The sequence below is a fragment of the Gilvimarinus sp. 2_MG-2023 genome, assembly GCF_030547685.1.
Classification (GTDB): Bacteria; Pseudomonadota; Gammaproteobacteria; order Pseudomonadales; family Cellvibrionaceae; genus Gilvimarinus.
The window spans coordinates 73,056-93,490 of sequence record NZ_JAUOQM010000044.1 but is presented as its reverse complement, the minus strand read 5'-3'; the positions used below and the strand labels follow the sequence as shown (position 1 = coordinate 93,490).

General features: G+C 50.8%; 18 protein-coding genes. 9 read left to right on the top strand and 9 right to left on the bottom strand.

All coding sequences use genetic code 11. From position 1 onward, the window contains the following. Positions 1 to 72 precede the first annotated feature (72 nt). Together Q4526_RS09810 and Q4526_RS09805 are read left to right on the top strand one after the other, a co-directional pair. A complete protein-coding gene (locus Q4526_RS09810) occupies positions 73 to 1,227 on the top strand; it encodes a response regulator (RefSeq protein WP_215976899.1) in 1,155 nt (384 codons plus the stop codon). Positions 1,228 to 1,344: 117 nt separating this feature from the next. Then, positions 1,345 to 1,788: an OsmC family protein gene (locus Q4526_RS09805; protein ID WP_215976898.1), complete on the top strand. Its 444-nt coding sequence runs from the start codon at positions 1,345 to 1,347 to the stop codon at positions 1,786 to 1,788. 34 nt (positions 1,789 to 1,822) lie between these two features. Here Q4526_RS09805 and Q4526_RS09800 read toward each other — a convergent pair whose 3' ends face one another. The 7 genes from Q4526_RS09800 to Q4526_RS09770 form a co-directional block, all read right to left on the bottom strand. Then, positions 1,823 to 3,334, bottom strand: a complete 1,512-nt coding sequence (locus Q4526_RS09800) for an ATP-binding cassette domain-containing protein (RefSeq protein ID WP_215976897.1) — start codon at positions 3,332 to 3,334, stop codon at positions 1,823 to 1,825. Continuing rightward, positions 3,331 to 4,938: an ATP-binding cassette domain-containing protein gene (locus Q4526_RS09795; RefSeq protein WP_215976896.1), complete on the bottom strand. Its 1,608-nt coding sequence runs from the start codon at positions 4,936 to 4,938 to the stop codon at positions 3,331 to 3,333. The genes Q4526_RS09800 and Q4526_RS09795 overlap by 4 nt, the downstream gene beginning before the upstream one ends. Positions 4,939 to 4,946: 8 nt before the next feature. After that, on the bottom strand, positions 4,947 to 5,060 hold the full coding sequence (cydX, locus tag Q4526_RS09790; RefSeq protein ID WP_215976895.1) for a cytochrome bd-I oxidase subunit CydX: 114 nt from the start codon (positions 5,058 to 5,060) through the stop codon (positions 4,947 to 4,949). 8 nt (positions 5,061 to 5,068) lie between these two features. Continuing rightward, complete coding sequence (gene cydB / locus Q4526_RS09785; RefSeq protein WP_215976894.1) at positions 5,069 to 6,205, bottom strand: cytochrome d ubiquinol oxidase subunit II; 1,137 nt, start codon at positions 6,203 to 6,205, stop codon at positions 5,069 to 5,071. Further along, on the bottom strand, positions 6,202 to 7,776 hold the full coding sequence (locus tag Q4526_RS09780; protein WP_215976893.1) for a cytochrome ubiquinol oxidase subunit I: 1,575 nt from the start codon (positions 7,774 to 7,776) through the stop codon (positions 6,202 to 6,204). Before Q4526_RS09780 ends, cydB begins: the two co-directional genes overlap by 4 nt. 130 nt (positions 7,777 to 7,906) lie before the next feature. Beyond that, positions 7,907 to 8,518: a class I SAM-dependent methyltransferase gene (locus tag Q4526_RS09775; RefSeq protein WP_215976892.1), complete on the bottom strand. Its 612-nt coding sequence runs from the start codon at positions 8,516 to 8,518 to the stop codon at positions 7,907 to 7,909. A gap of 115 nt (positions 8,519 to 8,633) precedes the next feature. Then, entirely contained in the window at positions 8,634 to 9,278 is a 645-nt protein-coding gene (locus tag Q4526_RS09770) for a peroxiredoxin (protein ID WP_215976891.1), read from the bottom strand. A 542-nt stretch (positions 9,279 to 9,820) separates the two neighbouring features. On the opposite strand from Q4526_RS09770, the gene Q4526_RS09765 reads away from it, so the two are divergent. The 7 genes from Q4526_RS09765 to Q4526_RS09735 all read left to right on the top strand — a co-directional run bounded on the left by Q4526_RS09765 (position 9,821) and on the right by Q4526_RS09735 (position 17,733). Continuing rightward, on the top strand, positions 9,821 to 10,717 hold the full coding sequence (locus Q4526_RS09765; protein ID WP_215976890.1) for an MBL fold metallo-hydrolase: 897 nt from the start codon (positions 9,821 to 9,823) through the stop codon (positions 10,715 to 10,717). Positions 10,718 to 10,820: 103 nt separating this feature from the next. Continuing rightward, complete coding sequence (locus tag Q4526_RS09760; RefSeq protein ID WP_215976889.1) at positions 10,821 to 11,381, top strand: DUF3365 domain-containing protein; 561 nt, start codon at positions 10,821 to 10,823, stop codon at positions 11,379 to 11,381. 158 nt (positions 11,382 to 11,539) lie between these two features. Then, entirely contained in the window at positions 11,540 to 12,661 is a 1,122-nt protein-coding gene (locus Q4526_RS09755) for an efflux RND transporter periplasmic adaptor subunit (protein ID WP_215976888.1), read from the top strand. Between the two features lie 113 nt (positions 12,662 to 12,774). Further along, on the top strand, positions 12,775 to 15,894 hold the full coding sequence (locus Q4526_RS09750) for an efflux RND transporter permease subunit (protein WP_215976887.1): 3,120 nt from the start codon (positions 12,775 to 12,777) through the stop codon (positions 15,892 to 15,894). Then, positions 15,887 to 16,525: a CerR family C-terminal domain-containing protein gene (locus Q4526_RS09745; RefSeq protein WP_215976886.1), complete on the top strand. Its 639-nt coding sequence runs from the start codon at positions 15,887 to 15,889 to the stop codon at positions 16,523 to 16,525. The genes Q4526_RS09750 and Q4526_RS09745 overlap by 8 nt, the downstream gene beginning before the upstream one ends. 204 nt (positions 16,526 to 16,729) lie before the next feature. After that, on the top strand, positions 16,730 to 17,212 hold the full coding sequence (locus Q4526_RS09740) for a rod shape-determining protein (RefSeq protein WP_215976885.1): 483 nt from the start codon (positions 16,730 to 16,732) through the stop codon (positions 17,210 to 17,212). A 68-nt stretch (positions 17,213 to 17,280) separates the two neighbouring features. Next, a complete protein-coding gene (locus Q4526_RS09735) occupies positions 17,281 to 17,733 on the top strand; it encodes a hypothetical protein (RefSeq protein ID WP_215976884.1) in 453 nt (150 codons plus the stop codon). Between the two features lie 10 nt (positions 17,734 to 17,743). Here the strand turns inward: Q4526_RS09735 and Q4526_RS09730 are convergent, their stop codons facing one another. Together Q4526_RS09730 and Q4526_RS09725 are read right to left on the bottom strand one after the other, a co-directional pair. After that, complete coding sequence (locus Q4526_RS09730; RefSeq protein ID WP_215976883.1) at positions 17,744 to 18,202, bottom strand: hypothetical protein; 459 nt, start codon at positions 18,200 to 18,202, stop codon at positions 17,744 to 17,746. 124 nt (positions 18,203 to 18,326) lie between these two features. Beyond that, positions 18,327 to 20,219, bottom strand: a complete 1,893-nt coding sequence (locus Q4526_RS09725; RefSeq protein ID WP_215976882.1) for a choice-of-anchor I family protein — start codon at positions 20,217 to 20,219, stop codon at positions 18,327 to 18,329. Positions 20,220 to 20,435: the final 216 nt, after the last annotated feature.

Below are 20,435 nucleotides of genomic sequence, written 5' to 3'. Positions count from 1 at the left end.
CTGGATGCTGGATGCTGGATAAGATTCTATGACGCAGATATATCATCATGCGGTTTTTGAAGGAACAAACTTATGCATGTATTAGTCGTTGAGGACGATCCGGCTATGCAAGAATTGCTGGCCACTTTGCTCAAAGGAATCGACAGCCAGGTACACATCTACCGCGCCGATACTGTCGCCGCAGGCATCAACTTTTGGCGCAAGCATCCTATCGGCCTGGTGCTTTGCGACCTAAACCTTCCCAACCAGGAAAGTGGTCTGACACTGGTTAAAACTATTCGTGAAAAAAATGCCAAACTGCCCATTGTAATGATTACCGGTAGCGGCGACCGGGCCACGGTAAAAAGCAGTTTACAGCACCGGGTAAATGAATTTATCGTCAAACCGTTTGAACCGGCTTCAGTTATGGAGCGTTTGCAGCGCTATTTCGACAACGATAAAACCACACCCGATCACGCCCCCAAGAGCGGCAAGAGCCTGGAGAGCTTTATTAGCGACGTTGACGCTGTTCTCGCACGCCTCACCTTGTTGCCGGGCGCTGAGGCAGCGCTGCAGACTCTCAATCGCGACGACAAACCCTCCGCTCTGGACCTGGCCCAGCAGTGGCAGAACGATAGCGCTATTACCACACGCTTAATATGGCTCGCCAATAGCAGTTTGATGCGCCGCTCCGGCCACGCCCTAACCACACTGCGCGAAGCCATCTCTGCGGTCGGTGTTGATATGGCACTGTCACAGGTGCTGGCCCTATCACTCGCCAACAAAAACCAGCTGCGGCAAACAAAACTGCAAGCCCTGAGCGAAATTTATGCCAAACAAACACAAAAGCTAGCCGAAAGTGCCGCCCTACTCGCCAAGCAATTAAAGGTCAGCGTGGCCAACTGTTACACCGCGGGATTAATGGTAAGACTGGGCGAGTTGGCCACACTGGAAGCCATTCAACTTTATCTGGACTCGGGCGGGGAGGCGACTGACGAAGAAATTGAATCAGCCGTACAGAAGCACGCGGCTCACTACGGCAACCGTTTAAAAATCAAGTGGCGACTGCCTATCGAATTGCGCGAGCGAATTGGTGCCACTTTTTCTACCTCAGCCGGGCAGGTGCAACCGGAGTTGTTAGTAATGCGACTGGCCGCCTGCCTAACTATGACGCAAGAGCACAACAGTGAAGTGGAAACTCTCTGCCGCCGGCTGGGCATACAGCCTACCGATTTACCCAGCAGATAGCACCTACAATGCTAAACTTAGCAACACAAGCAAGGCCATTGAACATCCTTCAAAAAATATTCATCCCACAGACATTGTGTTAAACGTTTTTCGATCCATCGACTAGAGGCATCACCTATGGTACAGCTTCCCCATCAATACGTTGCCACTGTAACAGGCAAACCCACACAGCAACTGACATCCAGTGCAGATAACTTGCCCGACTTATCCGTTGCCCCTCCGGCGCAGTTCGACGGCCCCGGAGATCAATGGTCGCCGGAAGCGCTGCTAATGGCCTCCGTGGCCAGTTGTCTTATTCTGTCTTTCAGAGCCATTGCCAAAGCGGCCCAGCTCCATTGGTGTGATATCTGTTGCGAATCCGAAGGTGTACTGGACAAGGTAGAGCGCAAAATTCAATTCACTCAGGTGTTAAGCAAAGTCACCCTCACCATCGCGGCAGACGAAAACAAAGAAAAAGCCGCAACACTGATTGAAAAAGCCGAGCGGTCTTGCTTTATCAGCAACTCACTGTCGAGCCAGACACAAGTGATGTACGACATCAAACAAACCGACGCCGAATAATCAACCCTCAAGCCTCAAGCCTCAAGCCTCAGTATTAATCCAGAGCAATAGATTGCGACACCTGCAACGACTCGGGAAAAATATGCGTTGCCACAATCAGCAAACGCTCTTGCCCCGCTCGATTTAATACCGAGGCCACCTTCTTTTTCGCAACGGAGTCAAGCGCCTCAAAAGGTTCATCGAGCAGGTATACGGATTTGTTGGACAACAGCAGCCGCGCCAGTGCAATACGCTTTTGTTCACCGCCAGACAACTGCCGGCCACCAATACCCAACCATTCATTGAGATCGGTCAGATAACCCAACCCCAAATCAGCCAGTATTTGCCGCATTTTTTGATCGGGAATCTGGTCATCGGCCAGGGCTAAATTAGCGCGCAAGGTCGCCTGCAAAACAATAGGCGATTGCTCGCAATACCCCCACTGCCTCACCAAGCCGGCAGGCAGGGCGACGCCGTCGACAAGGCGCTCGCCCCGAGCGGGAATATGCCCCGCCAAGGCTTGCAGCAAACTGCTTTTACCGCTGCCAGAGCTGCCAGACAATTGCACTATGCCGCGCGCAGGTAAGGTCACCGACAGCGACAAGTGCGCATCCTCACGCGGTGAAAGCTGCTCCAACCTGAGGCTCCTGCGAATATCCGGTGCGTCGATCGGCGGGCAGTCGATTAAATGCAACTGCCTCACTGTTTGGCTGCTGTAGTAGTAGCGATTGTAGGCGGGCAAACTGGTTAACGCCCGCCCCAACCACTCCGGAGCCGACAATAATAAAAGGGGAATAATCAGAGCCGGCGGCTGTGCCAAAACCGAATCACCGGCTCGCGCTAACACCAGCCAAACAGCCAAAAAACTGGCCCCGACCAACAGCCATACCGCCCGTTCCGCAACCTGCTGCTGGGACCGCTTTGTCTGCCACAGCCGCTGTGCACTGGGGGCGCCAAGCAGGCGATACTTGCCACCTTCACGGCTCAGAAGAATATGCCACAAACTACTGGCCGCCAAAAAGTGTTCGCTCGCAAAGCGGAACTCGCGCTCACCGCTTGCTTCGATTGCAGCCAATTGAATACCGCGATACAAGGTGTAAACCGTCAGAGCAAACCATACCGCCGCCAGTACATACAAACCGTAAGCCCCCTGCAAACCCAACCACACAGAGCAGATTATTCCGACCGCCAACATGGCGATGGCACTGGCTTGCTGCGCCACCCAGGCGACCCAAACCGAGGCGATGGTTTCCGTGTGATTGGCCAGCGCTTCAATTAACCAAGTGCGCTCGGCCATGCGCTTGTTTTGCAAACGCTGGAATAACTGCAGGCGCAGCTGGCCAGTACGCGCCAACAGATCACTGTGCCCTAGCCACATGTGTCCATAACCGGAGGCAATGCGCAGCAAAGCCAAGGCGCGTATCACCACGGCGGGCAACATATAATTAAAATTCACCGAAGCTATAGCACAGGCGGCAATAAACCATGACGACACAATCAGCACGGCAACACCCGCCAAGGCGTGCACTATCGCCAGCAACAAACTCATCCAGGGCCAGTTTTTCATCCGCGAATTAAGCCCCCCTGTATGCGCCAGTTCTGATTAAACCAGTGCTCGGGAAGGGATTTATGAGACGCCCAAATAACGGTTTTGGCGGCGCAGCAACGGCGCAGTAGATCGGCGATAACTAGGTGCTGCGACTCCGATAAATGTGCAGTGGGTTCATCCAGCAGCCAAACATCGGCCTCCTGCAGCAGCAATCGGGCGATAGTCAAACGCTGCGCCTCGCCGCCAGACAAGGGCGGATACTCTCCCATAAGCGTATTCAGTTGCTGTGGCAACGCCCGCGCCCAGTCGGCCAGCCCCACTTGGTCCAGCACTTGCCACAGGGCATCATCCTCAAAAGGTTGATGACAAGCCAGGTTGTCGCGCAAGCTATAAGGCAAAACAACCGCCTGCTGAGAAAGCAAAACAAAATTGGCATTTAAGCGACAAGACGCTTCGCGCAGCCCACCGAGCGCTTCCAGAAAAGCGGTTTTTCCCGCCCCCGAGACGCCATCTAAACGCACCCAGTCGCCCACCTTGAGCGATAAGTTGTCGGCGTTTAACGTCGGCTTTTGCATCGAAAAACCGGTGAGGTCTACCCCATTAAAAGTCTGCCATTTGGCCCGCGGCGGCTCTTCAGTTGCCGGCACCAGCCAAGATTTCACCTCCTGTTGCGCGGCCTCGGCCTGTGCTTTCTGGTGATAAAACTGTCCCAGCAGTTTCATTTCCGACAACAACATAGGTACTGTCAGCAACACCCACAGTCCCTCGTGCAGCGACACCTCGGCACCAATGTTAATTTCACCAAGTAAACTAAAACCGATCAATACCGCGACTAACGCCACCGCCAAGGTAGAAAAAAAATCCAACACCGTGGACGATAAAAAAGCGACGCCGACCACCTTCATGGTACGCTGACTTAATTGATCGCTGGCCTGCTGCAACAGCGCCTGCTGCTTGTCGTAGGCCTGAAAGCTTGCCAGTAGCGGTAGCGCTTTTAGCCTGTCACCAAATAAACTGCCAAGGCGCTCCAGGGCGACAAAATGTTTGCGATGAAGACGGGCCGCCCCTTTGCCCACCACAATCATAAACAGGGGCACTACGGGCAGACTCAACACCAAAGCGGCGCCAATAATCGGATGAATAACCGCCACGGCGATTAGAGTGAATACCGGCATCAAGGCCGCTACCCGCTGCTGCACTAGATAGTCATAACGCCAGTCCACCAGTGCAGGCAGGTGCTTCAGCCACACACTTTGCCAGTAATAGTGGCTGTGTTGTCGAATTAACGCATGTTGACGGCTGACGAACTGATCCATCAGCCGCTGCTCCAGCTGACCCAATAAAATAGCTTTAGCCCGGTGGGTAATTTGCCCGTGTGCACCTTGCAACAACCAGGCAAACAACAAACCGAAAAAAATACAGGTCAACGCAGTTGATGAACCGAGTACAGGTGCAGTAATCCAGCTGGCAAGGATATCGGCGATAAACCAAAACGCCAGAATTAACGCCAGTGCGCGCGCGCATTTGATCGCCGTTAATAACAACAGGGTGTTGCGCGGCGCAACACCCTGTTGGGCGACCTGATCGTTAAACCACGCTAGCAGTGCAGGTTTTTGCTGCAAATCAATCCTTATTCTTCTATATCGGGGCGATCAAGATCTTCGGTCGCCTCCAACCACAGAGCATTGATAATGCCAAATGAACAAGCCAGTAAAACGCCCAGTATCCAAGTAAAATACCACATACAGCCTCCTAGTAGATAACGTGTGACTGATTGAGATCTTTGCTCTTAATGCGCCCGCGCATGACATAAAAGCTATAGGCTGTATAAAGCAGCACAATGGGTACAAAAATGCAGGCGACAACAAACATAATGTTTAAGGTTTTTAGACTAGAGGTGGAGTCCCACACCGTCAGGCTGGCCTCAGGCATAATGGTGCTCGGCAATAAAAATGGGAACATGGAAAAGCCCGCTGTCAGAATAACACCGGCAATGATCAAGGCACTGCTAACAAACGCCCAACCGGCACGCCCCGCTCGTGAAAACCAAGCGCAAGCCAGCCCAGCGGCAATTCCCAATGCCGGCGCAAGTATCATCCAGGGATAGGCACTGTAGTTATTTAACCAGGCGCCAGATTCCATCACCACGGTTTTATGTAAAGGGTTAGATGCCGCCATGGTATCAACGGTGGAAGTAATCACAAATCCATCGACACCCATAGCAATCCAGACTCCCGCCAGAATAAATAACCCCACCGTCGCAAGAGACAGAATCACCGAGACCCTGCGTGCTCGCTCTGCAATAAACCCATCGGTTTTCATTTGCAGCCAAGCAGCACCATGGTTAAGCAGCATGGCCACGGAAACCAACCCGGTTAACAGTGCAAAGGGTGTTAACAAGCCGAAAAAACTGCCGTGATAAGTCGCCTTTAATGTGTCATCGAGTTCAAATGGAACACCGAGTAACAGGTTGCCAAAAGCCACACCAAAAATCAGAGCCGGCACTAAGCCACCTACAAACAACGCCCAATCCCAACTCTTTCGCCATTGTTGATTTGGCAATTTGCTGCGGTAGTCAAAACCTAACGGACGCATCCACAGCGCGATCAAAGTCAACGCCAGAGCCAGATAAAACCCTGAAAATGCTGTGGCGTAAATCATAGGCCAGGCGGCGAAAATGGCCCCACCGGCGGTAATAAACCAAACTTGGTTACCGTCCCAGTGGGGGCCAATGGTATTGATCATTACCCGTCGTTCTTCATCGGTTTTGCCAATTAATGTTAACAAAGAGCCAACACCGAGGTCGAAACCATCGCTCACAGCAAAGCCAATCAGCAGTATGCCAATCAGCACCCACCAGATTATGCGCAACACTTCATAATCAATCATGCGTCTGCTCCTTGAGAAGTTAAGCCTATTTCAGCATCCACTGTTTTGGGGTCTTCGGGCGGAACCGGCCCTTTTTGGGCAAATTTCTTCATCAGATAAAAAGCAATGATAAACATCACCGAATAGAAAGCGGTATAAGCAATTAAGGTAATCACAACATCAGTAACACTCAGATTAGACACGGCAGCGTGAACCGGCAAGACTTCAGCAATAGCCCAGGGCTGACGTCCAAATTCAGCGACAAACCACCCTGCCTCAGAGGCAATCCAGGGCAGCGGCAGACTGAATACAGCGGCCTTAAGCAACCAGCGCGGCTGAGTGATCCGGTGCCTAGCGCTGTAATAAAACGCTGCAGCAAACAACGCCAACATCAAAAAGCCCGACACCACCATCAGCCGGAAGCTGTAAAACAAAGGGGCAACGGGGGGGATGCTGTAATCTACCGCACGCTGCAAAGCCTCATCGGAGGGTTGCGTAATATCCTCGGCAAAAGGCTGAAGCAGCATGGCATAACCCATATTTTTTTTGTTTTCCTCATAGGTGTTTATCTGTTCTTCAGTGGCGGTTCCGTCACGCACAAACCCAAGATTTTTGTACGCCTGTATACCCGACACTATTCGTTCCCGGTGTTCCTCTTTCAAATCATTTATACCACTTACCTCTTCATCCAGAGATCGAGTGGCTATAAGTCCCATCACCCAGGGTATGTGAATAGCGTAATCGGTTGTACCCGTTTCATCATTGGGGAAGCCAAACAGCGTAAATGCCGCCGGAGCCGGTTGAGTTTCATACTCCGCCTCAATCGCCGCCAGCTTTACCTTTTGCACATCACCTAATTCATAGCCGCTTTCATCACCTAAGATAATCACAGACAAAACTGAAGCCAAGCCAAAGCTTGCCGCAATCGCAAAAGAGCGTCGAGCAAAAGCAGTATGCTTATGATTAAGTAGATAGTAACTGGAGATGGCCAGCACAAATATTGCGCCGGTTGTGTAGCCAGCGGACACTGTGTGTACAAATTTCACCTGCGCAACCGGATTAAAAAGTAATTCGGTAAAACTTGTCATTTCCATGCGCATGGTTTCAATATTAAAATCGGAGCCTACTGGGTACTGCATCCAGCCGTTGGCAATCAAAATCCATAACGCCGAGAAGTTCGATCCTAAGGCCACCAGCCAGGTTGTCATTAAGTGCTTCACTTTGGATAATTTGTCCCAACCAAAGAAAAACAGCCCGACAAAGGTTGACTCAAGAAAGAAGGCCATCAGTCCCTCAATAGCCAAAGGTGCACCAAAAATATCGCCAACATAATGGGAGTAGTAAGACCAGTTCATACCGAACTGGAATTCCATGGTCAACCCAGTGGCCACCCCTATAGCAAAGTTAATACCAAACAGCTTGCCCCAAAACTGAGTCATTTGCTTGTAGATCTCTTTGCCCGTCATTACATAGACGGACTCCATAATGGCAAGCAAAAAACTCAACCCCAAAGTAAGAGGTACAAAAATAAAGTGGAACATTGCCGTCAATGCAAATTGCCATCGAGACAACTCTACTAAGGTATCGTTCATAAAATGCCTCCTTCGTGCATAGTTATGTCCATCGCCAACTCGCGGGTATCAAATAGGCCAATGGCCAGTATAGTTGTCGTGCAAAAAAAGAAATTGTTTTGCATCAATTTTTCTGTGGATTAAAGCGAGACTACCCCTTAACAACAGGGCGGCTTGCAACCAGTTGTACCACCGCACTCTCGCCCTGATGACAGCGGCCCTCACTGATATTGCGCTCTTGCTCAACGGCGAGACAAAACTCCAACCCCTGAAGCTCTTTCATCAGCTCATCGCGAGACATAAACATCTCCGGCTGTGAAGCTGGCGGACCACCCACACCGCTCATGTCGAGCTGACGCCGGGTATAGGCCTCCAGAATAAACACACCGCCTTTTTTCAACGCGTGAACCACTTGTCGATGCAATTGTTGGCGCAGCACAGGGGGCACATGTGCCCAAATCGAGATAATGCCATCCCAGCACTCAAAACCCAGATCGTAATCGGCTAAATCCGCCACTTTTGTGGTCAGACTAGTACCTTTCTCTTCCGCTAGGCGCTGCGCCTTCTCTAAGCCGACAGCGGACTGATCAACGGCGGTTACCACAAACCCCTGTTGCGCTAAATACACGGCATTTCGTCCCTCGCCCTCGGCTAGGCAAAGCACTCGTCCACCGCTGGGAATTTGATCACACTGCGTACGCAAAAAGTCATTCGGCACTGTGCCATACGCAAAGCCTTCCTCCTGGTAACGCTGATCCCACATAAGGCGACACTTTCCTATGGTTGTTCTTAACAAAAAAAAATCCGGGGTCATCTAGCGATGCCCCGAACACTCAAAGCCTAGCTCAATAAGTTAAACTTTGCCGCCGAATAGAAAGTCACAGGTCTTTTCGGGAGAAATACCAATCTACAGTTTCATAACCTTCGCTGGCGCGTTTGTCTGCCTCGGCAGAGGTCTTCGGCGGAGGCACGATGACCTGGCAGCCAGGCGCCCAGCCTTCCGGAGTGGCAACACCATTAGCGTCAGAGGTTTGCATGGCTTGCAGCAAGCGCACAAATTCTTCGATGCTGCGACCGTTCGACATGGGGTAGTACACCATGGCCCGCAATACACCTTCCGGATCGATCAGAAAAGTAGCACGAACAGCTTGAGTATCGGCCGCCCCTGGGTGGATCATGCCGTAAGCGGTGGCCACCTCCATTTTGATGTCTTCAATGATTGGAAAAGGGATTTCCACACCAAATTTTTCTTTAATATTGCGCACCCAAGCCAAATGCGAGAAAAGGCTGTCAATGGATAGCCCTAACAGCTCGCAGTTCATCTCAGCAAAGCGATCGGCGGCCTTGGCAAAAGCGATAAACTCGGTGGTACACACTGGGGTAAAATCCGCCGGGTGAGAAAATAAAATCAACCATTTGCCTTTGTAATCGGCCAAACTGCGCTGACCAAAGGTGGTTTTCGCGGAAAAGTCGGGGGCGGGTTCGTTGATGCGGGGCAGACCCGCTACTGGCACAGATTCCATAACAATACTCCTGATTAATAGCTTAAAAGAGGCCGTCCAAGCACCAATCGCGCACAAGTTCAACCGTTACCAGAGCTATATCACAGACTGTGCCAACACCCAAAAAACCTTATAAGCCTATGATTTATCAGTTTTTTATTTATTAAGACGGCAATTAGCCCACCCCTGCCCAATGACAATACAGACAACTTTGTCGCGCACCCTGCCATTTTTGACACGCCACATATCGCGTATCTGTTGAAGTAAACACCTTCCTTTAACCGCGATCAATGTCAGACTATGGCCCGCGGCCCCTGCCTATGATTTATTGACCTGCCCTACCTCTCGCCAGCGCTGCAACACAAACAGCAAACTCTGACAAAAGCGGCAAAATACTTTGTCAATCGTGACAAGATACTTGGATATAGAAAACTAAAAAACGAGAACCCTCTAAAAAAGCATTTACTATTCAATGAGTTAGAAAACGCCATCAACTTTGGCCCACGCCTTGCTCACTCCCAATTAAAGATACAACCTTTTACTTGCAAAGTGAGGCTAAGCTTATGAACACTTCCGCTGTAAAAACACAACAATCACCGGCACCGGAGGTGTTGGCATTTTTCGATAAAGAGACCAACACCTTTTCCTACGTTGTTAAAGACCCTAGCAGCGCCAGCTGTGCCGTTATCGACCCGGTACTGAATTTCGACTACGCCTCGGGAAGCGTCAGCTTTGAAGGTGCCAATGCCATTATTGATTACGTTCAAAAAAACAATTTAAAACTGGAGTGGCTGATTGAAACCCACGTCCATGCCGATCACTTATCCTCCGCGCCTTATATACAGGAGAAGCTGGGAGGCAAGCTGGCCGTTGGCGAACACATTCGCACCGTGCAGGAAACTTTCGGCAAAATTTTTAATGCCGGAACCGAATTCGAGCGCGACGGCTCGCAGTTTGATCACCTGTTTAAAGACGGCGAGGAATATCAAATCGGCCAGCTGCAGTGCCATTCTATCCACACCCCAGGCCACACACCCGCATGTATGGCACATATTATTGGCGACGCCATCTTTGTCGGCGATACTATCTTTATGCCCGATGCCGGCACTGCCCGCGCAGACTTCCCCGGAGGCGATGCCGCCACACTCTACGACTCAGTGCAAAAACTTTTGTCCTATCCAGATCGTTACCGCATGTTTATGTGCCACGATTACTGCCCCAATGATCGCAAACTGGAATATCAAACCACCGTTGGCGAGCAGCGGCGACACAACATCCACACCGGCGAAGGACAAAGCAAATCCACCTTTATCGAGATGCGCGAAAAACGTGATCGCACACTGGGTATGCCCCATTTAATATTGCCATCTCTGCAGGTTAATATGCGCGCAGGCCAGTTCCCACCGCCGGAGGATAACAACCGAGTTTATTTAAAAGTGCCAATTAACGCCTTTAAATAAACAGCGTGAACGGATGATCAATCACCGCCGGCAGTTAGGCAATACAAGGAGGTATCCCTTAACCACGGCAAAGCTCAACACACATTTAAATGGAGATTTCACTATGCTTAACGCAACAATCAAACTGACCGGCACCGCCATCGCCCTACTGTTGGCTGCGCAACTGGCCGCGACAGAAAGTGAAAATACCGCGGCGATGGAAAGTGCCCGCCAGGCGACTTACGCACTGCAAAAACAACTGGGCAGCCGCCTGCAACAAGCCATAGCCGAAGGTGGTCTGGAGCAAGGTGTCCAAGTTTGCGCACAACAAGCACCCCGCATTGCCGAGCAGATCTCAGCCGAATTTGGCAAAAGTGTCGGCCGAACAGCACTGCGTGTACGCAACAGCGCCAATCAACCGGACCAAAAACAGCAAGAAGTTCTGCAACTTTTTGCCGAACAAATAAACCGGAAAAAAGACCCAGCACAGCTGGAGAGCTTGGTCCAACTGGAAAATGGCACACATCTTTATATGCGCCCGATTGTTATGCAAGGCCAGTGTTTGGCTTGTCACGGCAATATCAACGACGACCTCCGTGCTCAAATTTATCGCCACTACCCCGCAGATCAAGCCACAGGCTTTCAAGCCGGTGAGCTGCGCGGTGCCTTTGTAGTCACTTGGTAACGCCGCCTACAATCACAGCAGCCTTACAGACCGCTGTGGATTTTCAGCAAACCAGGAAACTTCTTTTATTCAACCGCCCTTTCCTGATCGTCTCTCTTGCCCTTTTAATCAATTGATTATACCCTAATCAATTGATTAAACTCCCGCCGGAGGCCTCCGTGAAATTATCCGCCAAATACTGGCAATCGCTCGTCTTATTGATGACAGCTACCGCTTTATTAAACGCCTGTGGCAATGAGACAGCCCCCCCTGAACCACCCGCACCACGCTTTGTCGATGCCACTGAGGTGCAGGCCACCAATGCTGCGAGCCAAGTGAGCTTGAGCGGGCGGGTTCGCGCGGTTGAACGCACGGTACTAAGTTTCGAGGTCAGTGGTGAGATCGCCGAGATTCACGTCGATGTTGGCGACGCGATTGAACAGGGGCAGGTACTGGCCAGCCTGGACGCCGAGCGCTACCGATTGGTACTCAACCAAGCGCAGGCGTCAGCCACTGAAGCGCAAGCGGCGCTCACGGAAAAGCAACTGGACTACAACCGCCTGCAGGAGCTCAAAGGTAAGGGTTTTGTGAGCGAAGCCAACCTGGACTCTGCACGGGCTGCACTCGAAACCGCCCGCTCGCGTTTAAACTCGGCGCTGGCATCGGTCAGCATTGCCGAGCGCGACGTCGCTTTAACCCAAATCAAAGCTCCCTTCGCCGGCTCGGTCAGCGATCGCCGGGCAGAGCCGGCGCAGCGAGTCAGCCCGAATCAGCCTGTGTTAGAGGCGATCTCTGAGCGCGGCGGGTTTGAGGTGTACACCCATGTCCCTGAGGCATTAGTCAGCAAATTTAAACGCGGCAGCCAACAAGAAGTGATTATTCCTGCTCTGAGTAACCAGCGACTGGAGGCCGCCATCGAACACATCGGCACACGGCCAGAGTCGTCCAACAATTACCCTTTGGTGCTCGCACTTAACAACGCTAACGTTGAGCTCCGCTCAGGTATGACAGCCCAGGCGCTGCTCTCACCCCAGTCGACTCAATCAACACAAGCCAATACCGTGTTAGTGCCATTGACATCATTGCTGCACGGAGAAGAGCAAACCGTCTCAGTTATGCGAATCAATAGTGATTACACATTAGAGCCGGTAGCAATTGAGGTCATAGAAGCCCGGGCGAAAAAAGCCGAAGTTAAAGGTCCGCTAAAAGTGGGCGACCGAATCGTAGCGCGCGGTGTTGAATTTGTTGCCCCCGGAGAACAGGTTGCCATTTTAGGCGAAGGGCCTGAACGCTTTAACTGACCCTTGCGCTCACGTATGGAGCGCAGCCCCATCAAAAACGTTGATTTATTTTATACATAGCCCGGGTCGTTAATTAACGGCAATGAGGGCACTTACGTTGAAGTTTACTCTATATGAATATTTCGCAACTGGCCTATCGTTATCGTCCGGTATTGCTACTCTGCCTAGCACTGTCAGTACTTTACGGTATTAGCAATTATTTTGCATTGCCTGCCCGTGAAGACCCCAAAATTGTTATACGCGAAGCACTGGCAAGCACGTCTTACCCCGGACTGTCGGCCGAGCAAGTCGAAGAAAAAATCACCAAACCGCTAGAAGCCAGTATTCGCGAAGTAGGAGAAGTGGAATCCATTAGCTCCACCTCAATGCGCGGCCGCTCACTGATTCATATTGAGGTGCGCGATGAGTTTTTCGATCTCGACCAAATTTGGGACGAGGTTCGGCAAAAAATACTCAACGCCTATTCCAGGCTACCAAGCGGAACGCAAAAAACCGTATTAAATGACGACTTTGGCGATGTCGCGGTGGTCACCGCTGCGCTAATGTCCGATGTGTATAGTCATGCCGAGCAGCTGGAGATGGCAGAACATATTCGCGCCGAGCTCTACTTACTCGACGGCACAAAGCGCGTTGAATTACTCGGAGTACAAGAAGAAAAAATATATATCGATTTACCGGAGGCTCGCTTGGCAGAGCTAGGATTGTCACCCGGGCAGCTCACCTCCCAATTACAACAGCGCAATATTCTACCGCCGGCGGCACAAATAGAAGCGGGCGAGCAACGCTTTGCCGTTCAGGTGAGCGGCTCATACAACAACCTGGAAGATCTCGCCAACGCCGAGATTCAATTACCCAATAACGACGGTTCCATGCGCTTAGGCGACCTAGGCACAATTGAGCGTGGCTACCAAGAACCCGCCAGCCAAACGGCGTACTTTAATGGCAAACGCGCGATTGTATTGGCAATCTCTATGCTCGATGGCCGCAGCGTATTGGATTACGGCCACAAGGTTAAAGACGTTATTACCCGGCTGCAGAGTGAACTTCCGGCGGGCTACCAGTTACAGACCATGACCTTTCAAGCCGAGCAGGTCGCAAATGCCGTGTACGGGGTAACCTCCAGCGTACTGCAAACCTTGGCCATCGTGCTCGCCGTTGTTATTTTATTTTTAGGTATGCGCACAGGCTTAATTGTCGGCTCGTTAATCCCAGCGGTTATGCTGGTCACCTTAGCGATTATGGGTTTTATGGACATGTCACTGCAGCGCATGAGCCTCGCAACGCTGGTGATTTCTCTGGGGCTTTTGGTGGACAATGCCATTGTTGTGGCGGAGGATTTTAAAACCCGGCTGGAGAGCGGCGACTCGCGCGATGAAGCGCTACGCACTACCGGTGCAGAACTCGCCTTACCGCTGCTGTCTTCCACGCTGACCACCATCCTCGTCTTTTTACCGCTCATGCTGGCCAACCATGTAGCCGGCGAGTACACGCGCTCTATTTCTATCGTCATCGCCATTACACTGAGCACCTCGTGGTTTTTATCTCTGACCGTCACACCCGTGTTGTGCCACCGTTTTTTAACCATCCCCCCCAAGCCCCAAACACGCGATGAAGCTAAAGCCACTCTATCAGATCAATTATTCCAGGTAATGAGCAGCCGCTACGACCGTTTAATTCGACACATACTCGCCCATCGCATCATTTTTTTATGTGGCATGGCCATTTTATTAATAGTGGGTGTAGGCTTAATGCAGCTGGTCCCCAAAAAGTTTTTCCCGGATTCGGACCGCAATCAAGTCTTAGTTTACCTCGACTTCCCCGTTAATATATCGCCCACCCTAGCTGACGAATCTATTCAATTTCTCAGCGCCGATATTCTTAACACCCCAGAACTTGCCGACGGCGTTGATAGCGTAGCAGGCTACGCAGGCTTTGGCGGGCCTCGCTTTGTTCTCTCACTTACCCCAATTGACCCGGCGGTTAACAAAGGGTTTTTAGTTATTAACGTCAGCCAGCGCGATCAGGTTGACACGATCATTGACCGAATCAAAACCTACATGCGTGAGCGCCACCCGGAAGTACGCGCACAAGTCGTCAAAATGTTTTTAGGCCCTTCCGATAGCAATTTACTGGAAGTACAAATCAAAGGGCCTGATCGCGAAGTGTTATTCAATGCCGCCAGCCAAGCCAAAGCCATTTTGGCCCGTCAAGCAGGTGCAGAAGACATTAAGCACAGCTGGGAAGCACGGGTATCAGCTATTGATGTGGATGTAAATCAGGCTCAGGCGCGAGCCGCTGGGGTTACCTCCGAAGACATTGCCCATTCGCTGCAGGGAGCCATCGACGGCTATCAGCTGTCACGCTACCGCGAAGGCGACAAGCTAATACCTATTGTGCTGCGCAACGACAAAGAAGAGCGCAACAACCTGGAGCGCTTGCGCTCACTGACCGTTTACCCGCTGGAATCCAATGGTCGCGGTGTTCCCCTCAACCAAGTGGCGGAAATTAAACTCACCAGTGGCTACGGTCGCATTGACCGGGAAGACTTGGTTCGAACCATCACGGTACAAGCGCGCAGCTCTGAGTTTACCGCCGAACAACTACAGCCTATTGTGGCAAACGACTTTAAAACACTGGAGGCCTCACTACCAAGCGGCCACTGGATAGAATACGACGGTGTGGTCAAAATGTCGGCGGAAGGGCAGTCCGCCCTACAGAAAAATTTACCTATGTGTATTGGTTTAATTTTTATTTTACTGGTGGCTCAGTTCAACTCCTTTAAACGCCCCATGCTTATTGTGTTAACTATTCCTCTGGTGATTGTCGGTGTTGCTACCGGTTTATTAATTATGCGGGCCGATTTTGGCTTTATGGTGTTGCTGGGTCTGTACAGCTTAGCGGGTATTATTATTAACAACGCCATTGTATTAATCGACCGCATCGATATTGACCGGCAAGACGCCAACCTTAAGGCGGCCGAAGCTATTGTCCGGGCATCTGTGCGCAGGCTGCGCCCGATTATTATGTCTACCGTCACCACAGTATTAGGCTTTTTGCCACTGATACTCAGCCACGACCCATTGTTTTACGGCATGGCAAGCGCCATGGCGTTTGGGCTCGCCGTTGGCACGGTAATGTCCCTATTGGTTGTACCGGTGCTATACAGCTACGCATTTAACATTCCTGTCGACACTATTAAAAACAAACCGGCACGGGGAGATGTTCATGCCTGAACGTGAACTGACCGCACAAAAACTGCTTATCGCCGGCATGCACTTGTTTGGCGATCTGGGTTTTAAAGGCACCACTACACGTATGATTGCCGATAAAGCCGGCGCCAACATAGGCTCCATTGCCTACTACTTCGGTAACAAACAAGGGCTGTATATCGCGATCGCTCGGGAAATTAATACCCGGCTGACGGAGAAGTTAAAACTCGACCACATGCCATCGCCTGACGCCCTAAGCCCCGACCAAATTCAAAAAGAAATCACCCACTTTCTCCATCGCCTCGTGGATCTATTTGCAGCAGACAAAGAAGCGGAACAGTGGCTTATGTTTGTGCAACGTGAGCAAATATCTCCATCGGAGGCTTTTGATGAACTCTACCAAAACGCTTTTCATTCGGCTCATTCGTTTTTAAGTCAACTTATTGCACGTTTTTGCCAATTACCCAATGACAACCGCAAAGCAATTTTGCAAACACACCTACTAATAGGTCAGGTGATATTTTTACTGACTGGCCGAACACCTTTATTGCGACGTCTGAATTTACAACAAAAGCAGCTAAGCCAAGATACTATTGACGATGTTAAGATAATACTCGAAAGTCACATCAGAACATTACCTTTAAAATCCGCTTAACCGTTAGCCTCAACACTTGCAGAAGCTGTAGCTCGGCAAATATTCATATAAACTATGCTGCTGGTATCGCCCCATCATAGATAAGGTTAAAAACCGAGCTGGGCACTATACTAAACAGCGCTCAATCATTGAGGCCTAGCACCGGTCTGCCTTATCTTAACGATATCGTCAAGACCTTCTGAGTTTTACATAGCAGAAAAAATTATGATTAAATCAATAAGAAATATTTTTGTTCGGACTTTTTACGTCCAAATGTGGGAGAACCGGCTGAGAGTTCAACCATTTGGCGCCTGCGAAGCATTTGACGAGAAACCATTTATCGCCCTCAACATACACGCCAAAAAACCTAAGATCGTCGCTATAGGCAACGCCGCTTACGACCTTCGCGCCAGCACCAGCCTTCGGGTTTTGAATCCATTCTCACACCCGCGATTATTGGTGGCCCACTTTATTGAGGCGGAGCAGGTTTTGAGCCACGCACTGCGTAGCCACACTCAGTTCAAACCAATGCTTACCAGTCCTATTGTGGTTATGCATCCACGAGAAAAACTCGAGGGCGGCGTCACCGGTATTGAGACCCGGCTATACCAAGAACTAGCACTGGGAGCAGGCGCTTGGCAGGTACACTTGCATACTGGTGATGAGTTGCCGATCGAAACATTTAACCCCAACTTAATAAATCATTGATAATCGCGCGTTTAATGCCATAACGTATTACCAGATAAGCAGTAAATAACAAAGGAAACCGCATTCATATGAACCATATTATTTGGCAAGGACGCTGCTCGGTATTGGTGTATTTATACCCCTATTTTTTTATTGCCCTGTGTACTCTGGCCCTATTTCCCATCCACCCTCTGTTAAGTGCTGCGGGGTTCGCCATTATGGTGGGTTTTATGATGGACGCCTACACGACGCGCTATACATTAACAGATGAAGAGATGGTAGTGGCCGGTGGCCTGCTGGGTGCTGAACCAACGGCATTAGCATTAAAAGATATCACTAACATTTACATCATTGACGATGTGCCCTGGCATGTATTCTCGCTGGGCTGGGTTTTACTGGTGTTAAACGAAGAAGACGACATTCATCCCTGCATTCGCTGCGTACGCAAACCGTTAAAGGTGGGGGCTTTGATAGAGAGCGCCGCCATTAAAGCCGGCGCCAAGATAAAAAACCACGAAGAAGAGCAGCCACCTTCGAGCTAAATTGCTAATACTATTTTGGCGGTGACAGTCGCGTCCACACCTGCCAAGTACCTATGGCATAGCACAACCCGTACAGCAGGCATATCGCGGAGGAAACCAGTAAAAACATCTGACTGTGCCCTAAGCCTTGAATAAACGGCGTATTGAAAAACAATACAGCATAAACACCAAACAACCCACGCAGCAGAAATACAAAGCTAATCAACCCCAAGGCGGCGCGCATAAAGGGCAACCTTGGTATGGCTCCAGCCCCCGAGAACCCATACAGCGCCCAACTAAACAATACCAACGCAATCACCCCTGTGAGTTGTGCAGGGTAAGCCAAACCTTGCTCCGCCATTTGAGCCATTTTTTCACCTGCGCCAAAAAAACGATACCATTCAGCGCCCCCAAAGATAATCGCGACATGCATTAATGCGGCTCCGGCCGTCAATACACCTGCGGCCATTAACCATCCATTTTTCTTCATTATTTTACGCCCTTTTATTGATTGTTTCGGCCATTATAAGCCGAAATGAACCACCCCCTACAAATTGGCAACAAAAAAAAGGCGCCTAAATATAGGCGCCTTTTTTATCTCGCTGTACCAAATATTATTCAAACATTTGATCGATTTGATACACCACAGTGGTACCACTAACCTCAAAACCGACAACCAGCAAAGCCTCGTCGGTTGGTGAGTCTTCGGCAGAAATAAACACCAGACCTTCGGGACCCAAATCACCAATGGTATCGAGTACGCTTTCAGCGTCTTCGGTCATCCAGTCATCGCGGGTGTTAAAGTAATCCATAAACGCAGGTACTTCTGGATCGGTGATATCGAACACCATAATACCGCCCATACGCTCCAACCCGATAAAGGCAAAGGTTTTGTCACCGATAGTGCCGAGTGCAACGCCTTCTGGCTCTGGGCCCTTGGCATCGGAACGACTATCGAGCTGGTCGCCTTCGTCGTGGGCACTGTTGAAGAAATCTTTACAGGGAATATCGCGCGCCGAACCCAGCATACAATCATCACCAGCGAGATATTGCTCCATCATATCGCCAGAATCCCAAATCAGACCGCCGTCTTCATCCCAGATAGAGAAAGAACGCGCACCGTAGCTGTACAGATTGTCGTACATGATGCGGTCACCCGCAGCATCTTCGTTACCGTCCGCGTCGAACATAACTGGCGTGCCGTCGGCATTTTGACGATAGCCCATGGTCCAGGTAATACCCAATCGACCCAACACCTCATCATCGCGGCAATCACCGGCATCACCTGCCTCTGCGCCGCAGTATGCGAAGGTGTCGTGATTGAGTAAGCCACCGGCAGCCAGCTCGCGCAGCTGCGGCGGTAAGTCGTCGTCGGCGCGGCGATCAAAACCATCGCTGTGCACTAGGTGTTTAACGCGAAACTCTTCGACAAAGCCTTTGCTGGCATCGCCGGCCCAGTAATCATCATCGTCTTCACCCCAGGCACGGGCATCACCTTCATTGGCGGTCACCAAGTAAGTTGTGCCTTCAACTTCATACGAGGCCATCGCATCGGGTAGGTATAAGCCGCGTACACCAGGCCAAGCCTTCACCTCTACGGTACCTTCGTCACTGACATCCATTAAGTTGCCTGAACCAAAGTTATTCGCCTCTACCCCATGATCTTTGTAACCGAGCGATGCGATTGACTCAACGGTTGCCGAGGCGATGTCGATGCGGGCAATAGCGTTATTTTCTTGCAATACAGCCCAAGCCGTAGCGCTGTCAGAAGATACGGCAATGTATTCAGGTTCCAGATCTTGCGCAACACTGGCACCGGGGCCGAAGATGCGAACACCATCGGCAACAAGAGACGCCTTGTCACCATTGAATGCGTTAAAGTCGGCGGTAGCAACAACGGGGTTAGCGTTGTCACTTACATCGATAACAGCAATAGAGCCTTCAGGATCGACCTGGTAGTCATCGCTCGGCTCACCTTCATTGGCCGCCAATACATAGTTACCGTCGGGGGTAAAAGTCACCATATCGGGTTGGGCGCCGACAGCAACGCTCGAAATAAGGCTCAAGTCTGCCGCGTTAAACAAGGCTATAGCGCCATTATCGGTTTTGGTATCGGCCTCGATGGCAAGTGCCACCAGCCCGTCGTGCACGGCGACGGAGTTTACCTCGCCATCGGTAACGACACTGCCACCATCGAGTGTATCAATAAAGACGGGGGCGGCTGGGTCAGACATATCCAGCACATCGATCATGCCTTTTTCGGCATTGACAACAAACAGGCGTTGGCTCGCGGCATCGTAAGCGGGAATTTCGGCGGCCGACTCGTCGAACTGACCAGTGCTGTAGCGCCCCACCAGGCTTAGCGCTATAGACGAAGGGGTTTCGACCACTGGCGTGCCGGGATCGGGGTTGCCATTATTGTTATTGTCATCGTCGCTATCGCTGCCACAACCGACTAAAGCCAAAGCCGAGCATGCGGCTAGTATGTACGGAAAACTCTTTTTCATTGTTAGCTCCTGTTATCGAATGAACGGGTCGGCCAGAGCCTAACGAGCGATTGTTACAGGTTTGTGGCGAGGTTTCGTTCGGCTGTATGTTTTCTGCAGCATGATCTAACTTGGGGCATTTTTAACGCTGTTTTGCTCCTTTTCCCTCTTTTAGAGCCTTAAATCGACAAAAGATTGAAAAGCCCTTCGCCTTTCGGTAACTTGCGCGTTTTATCG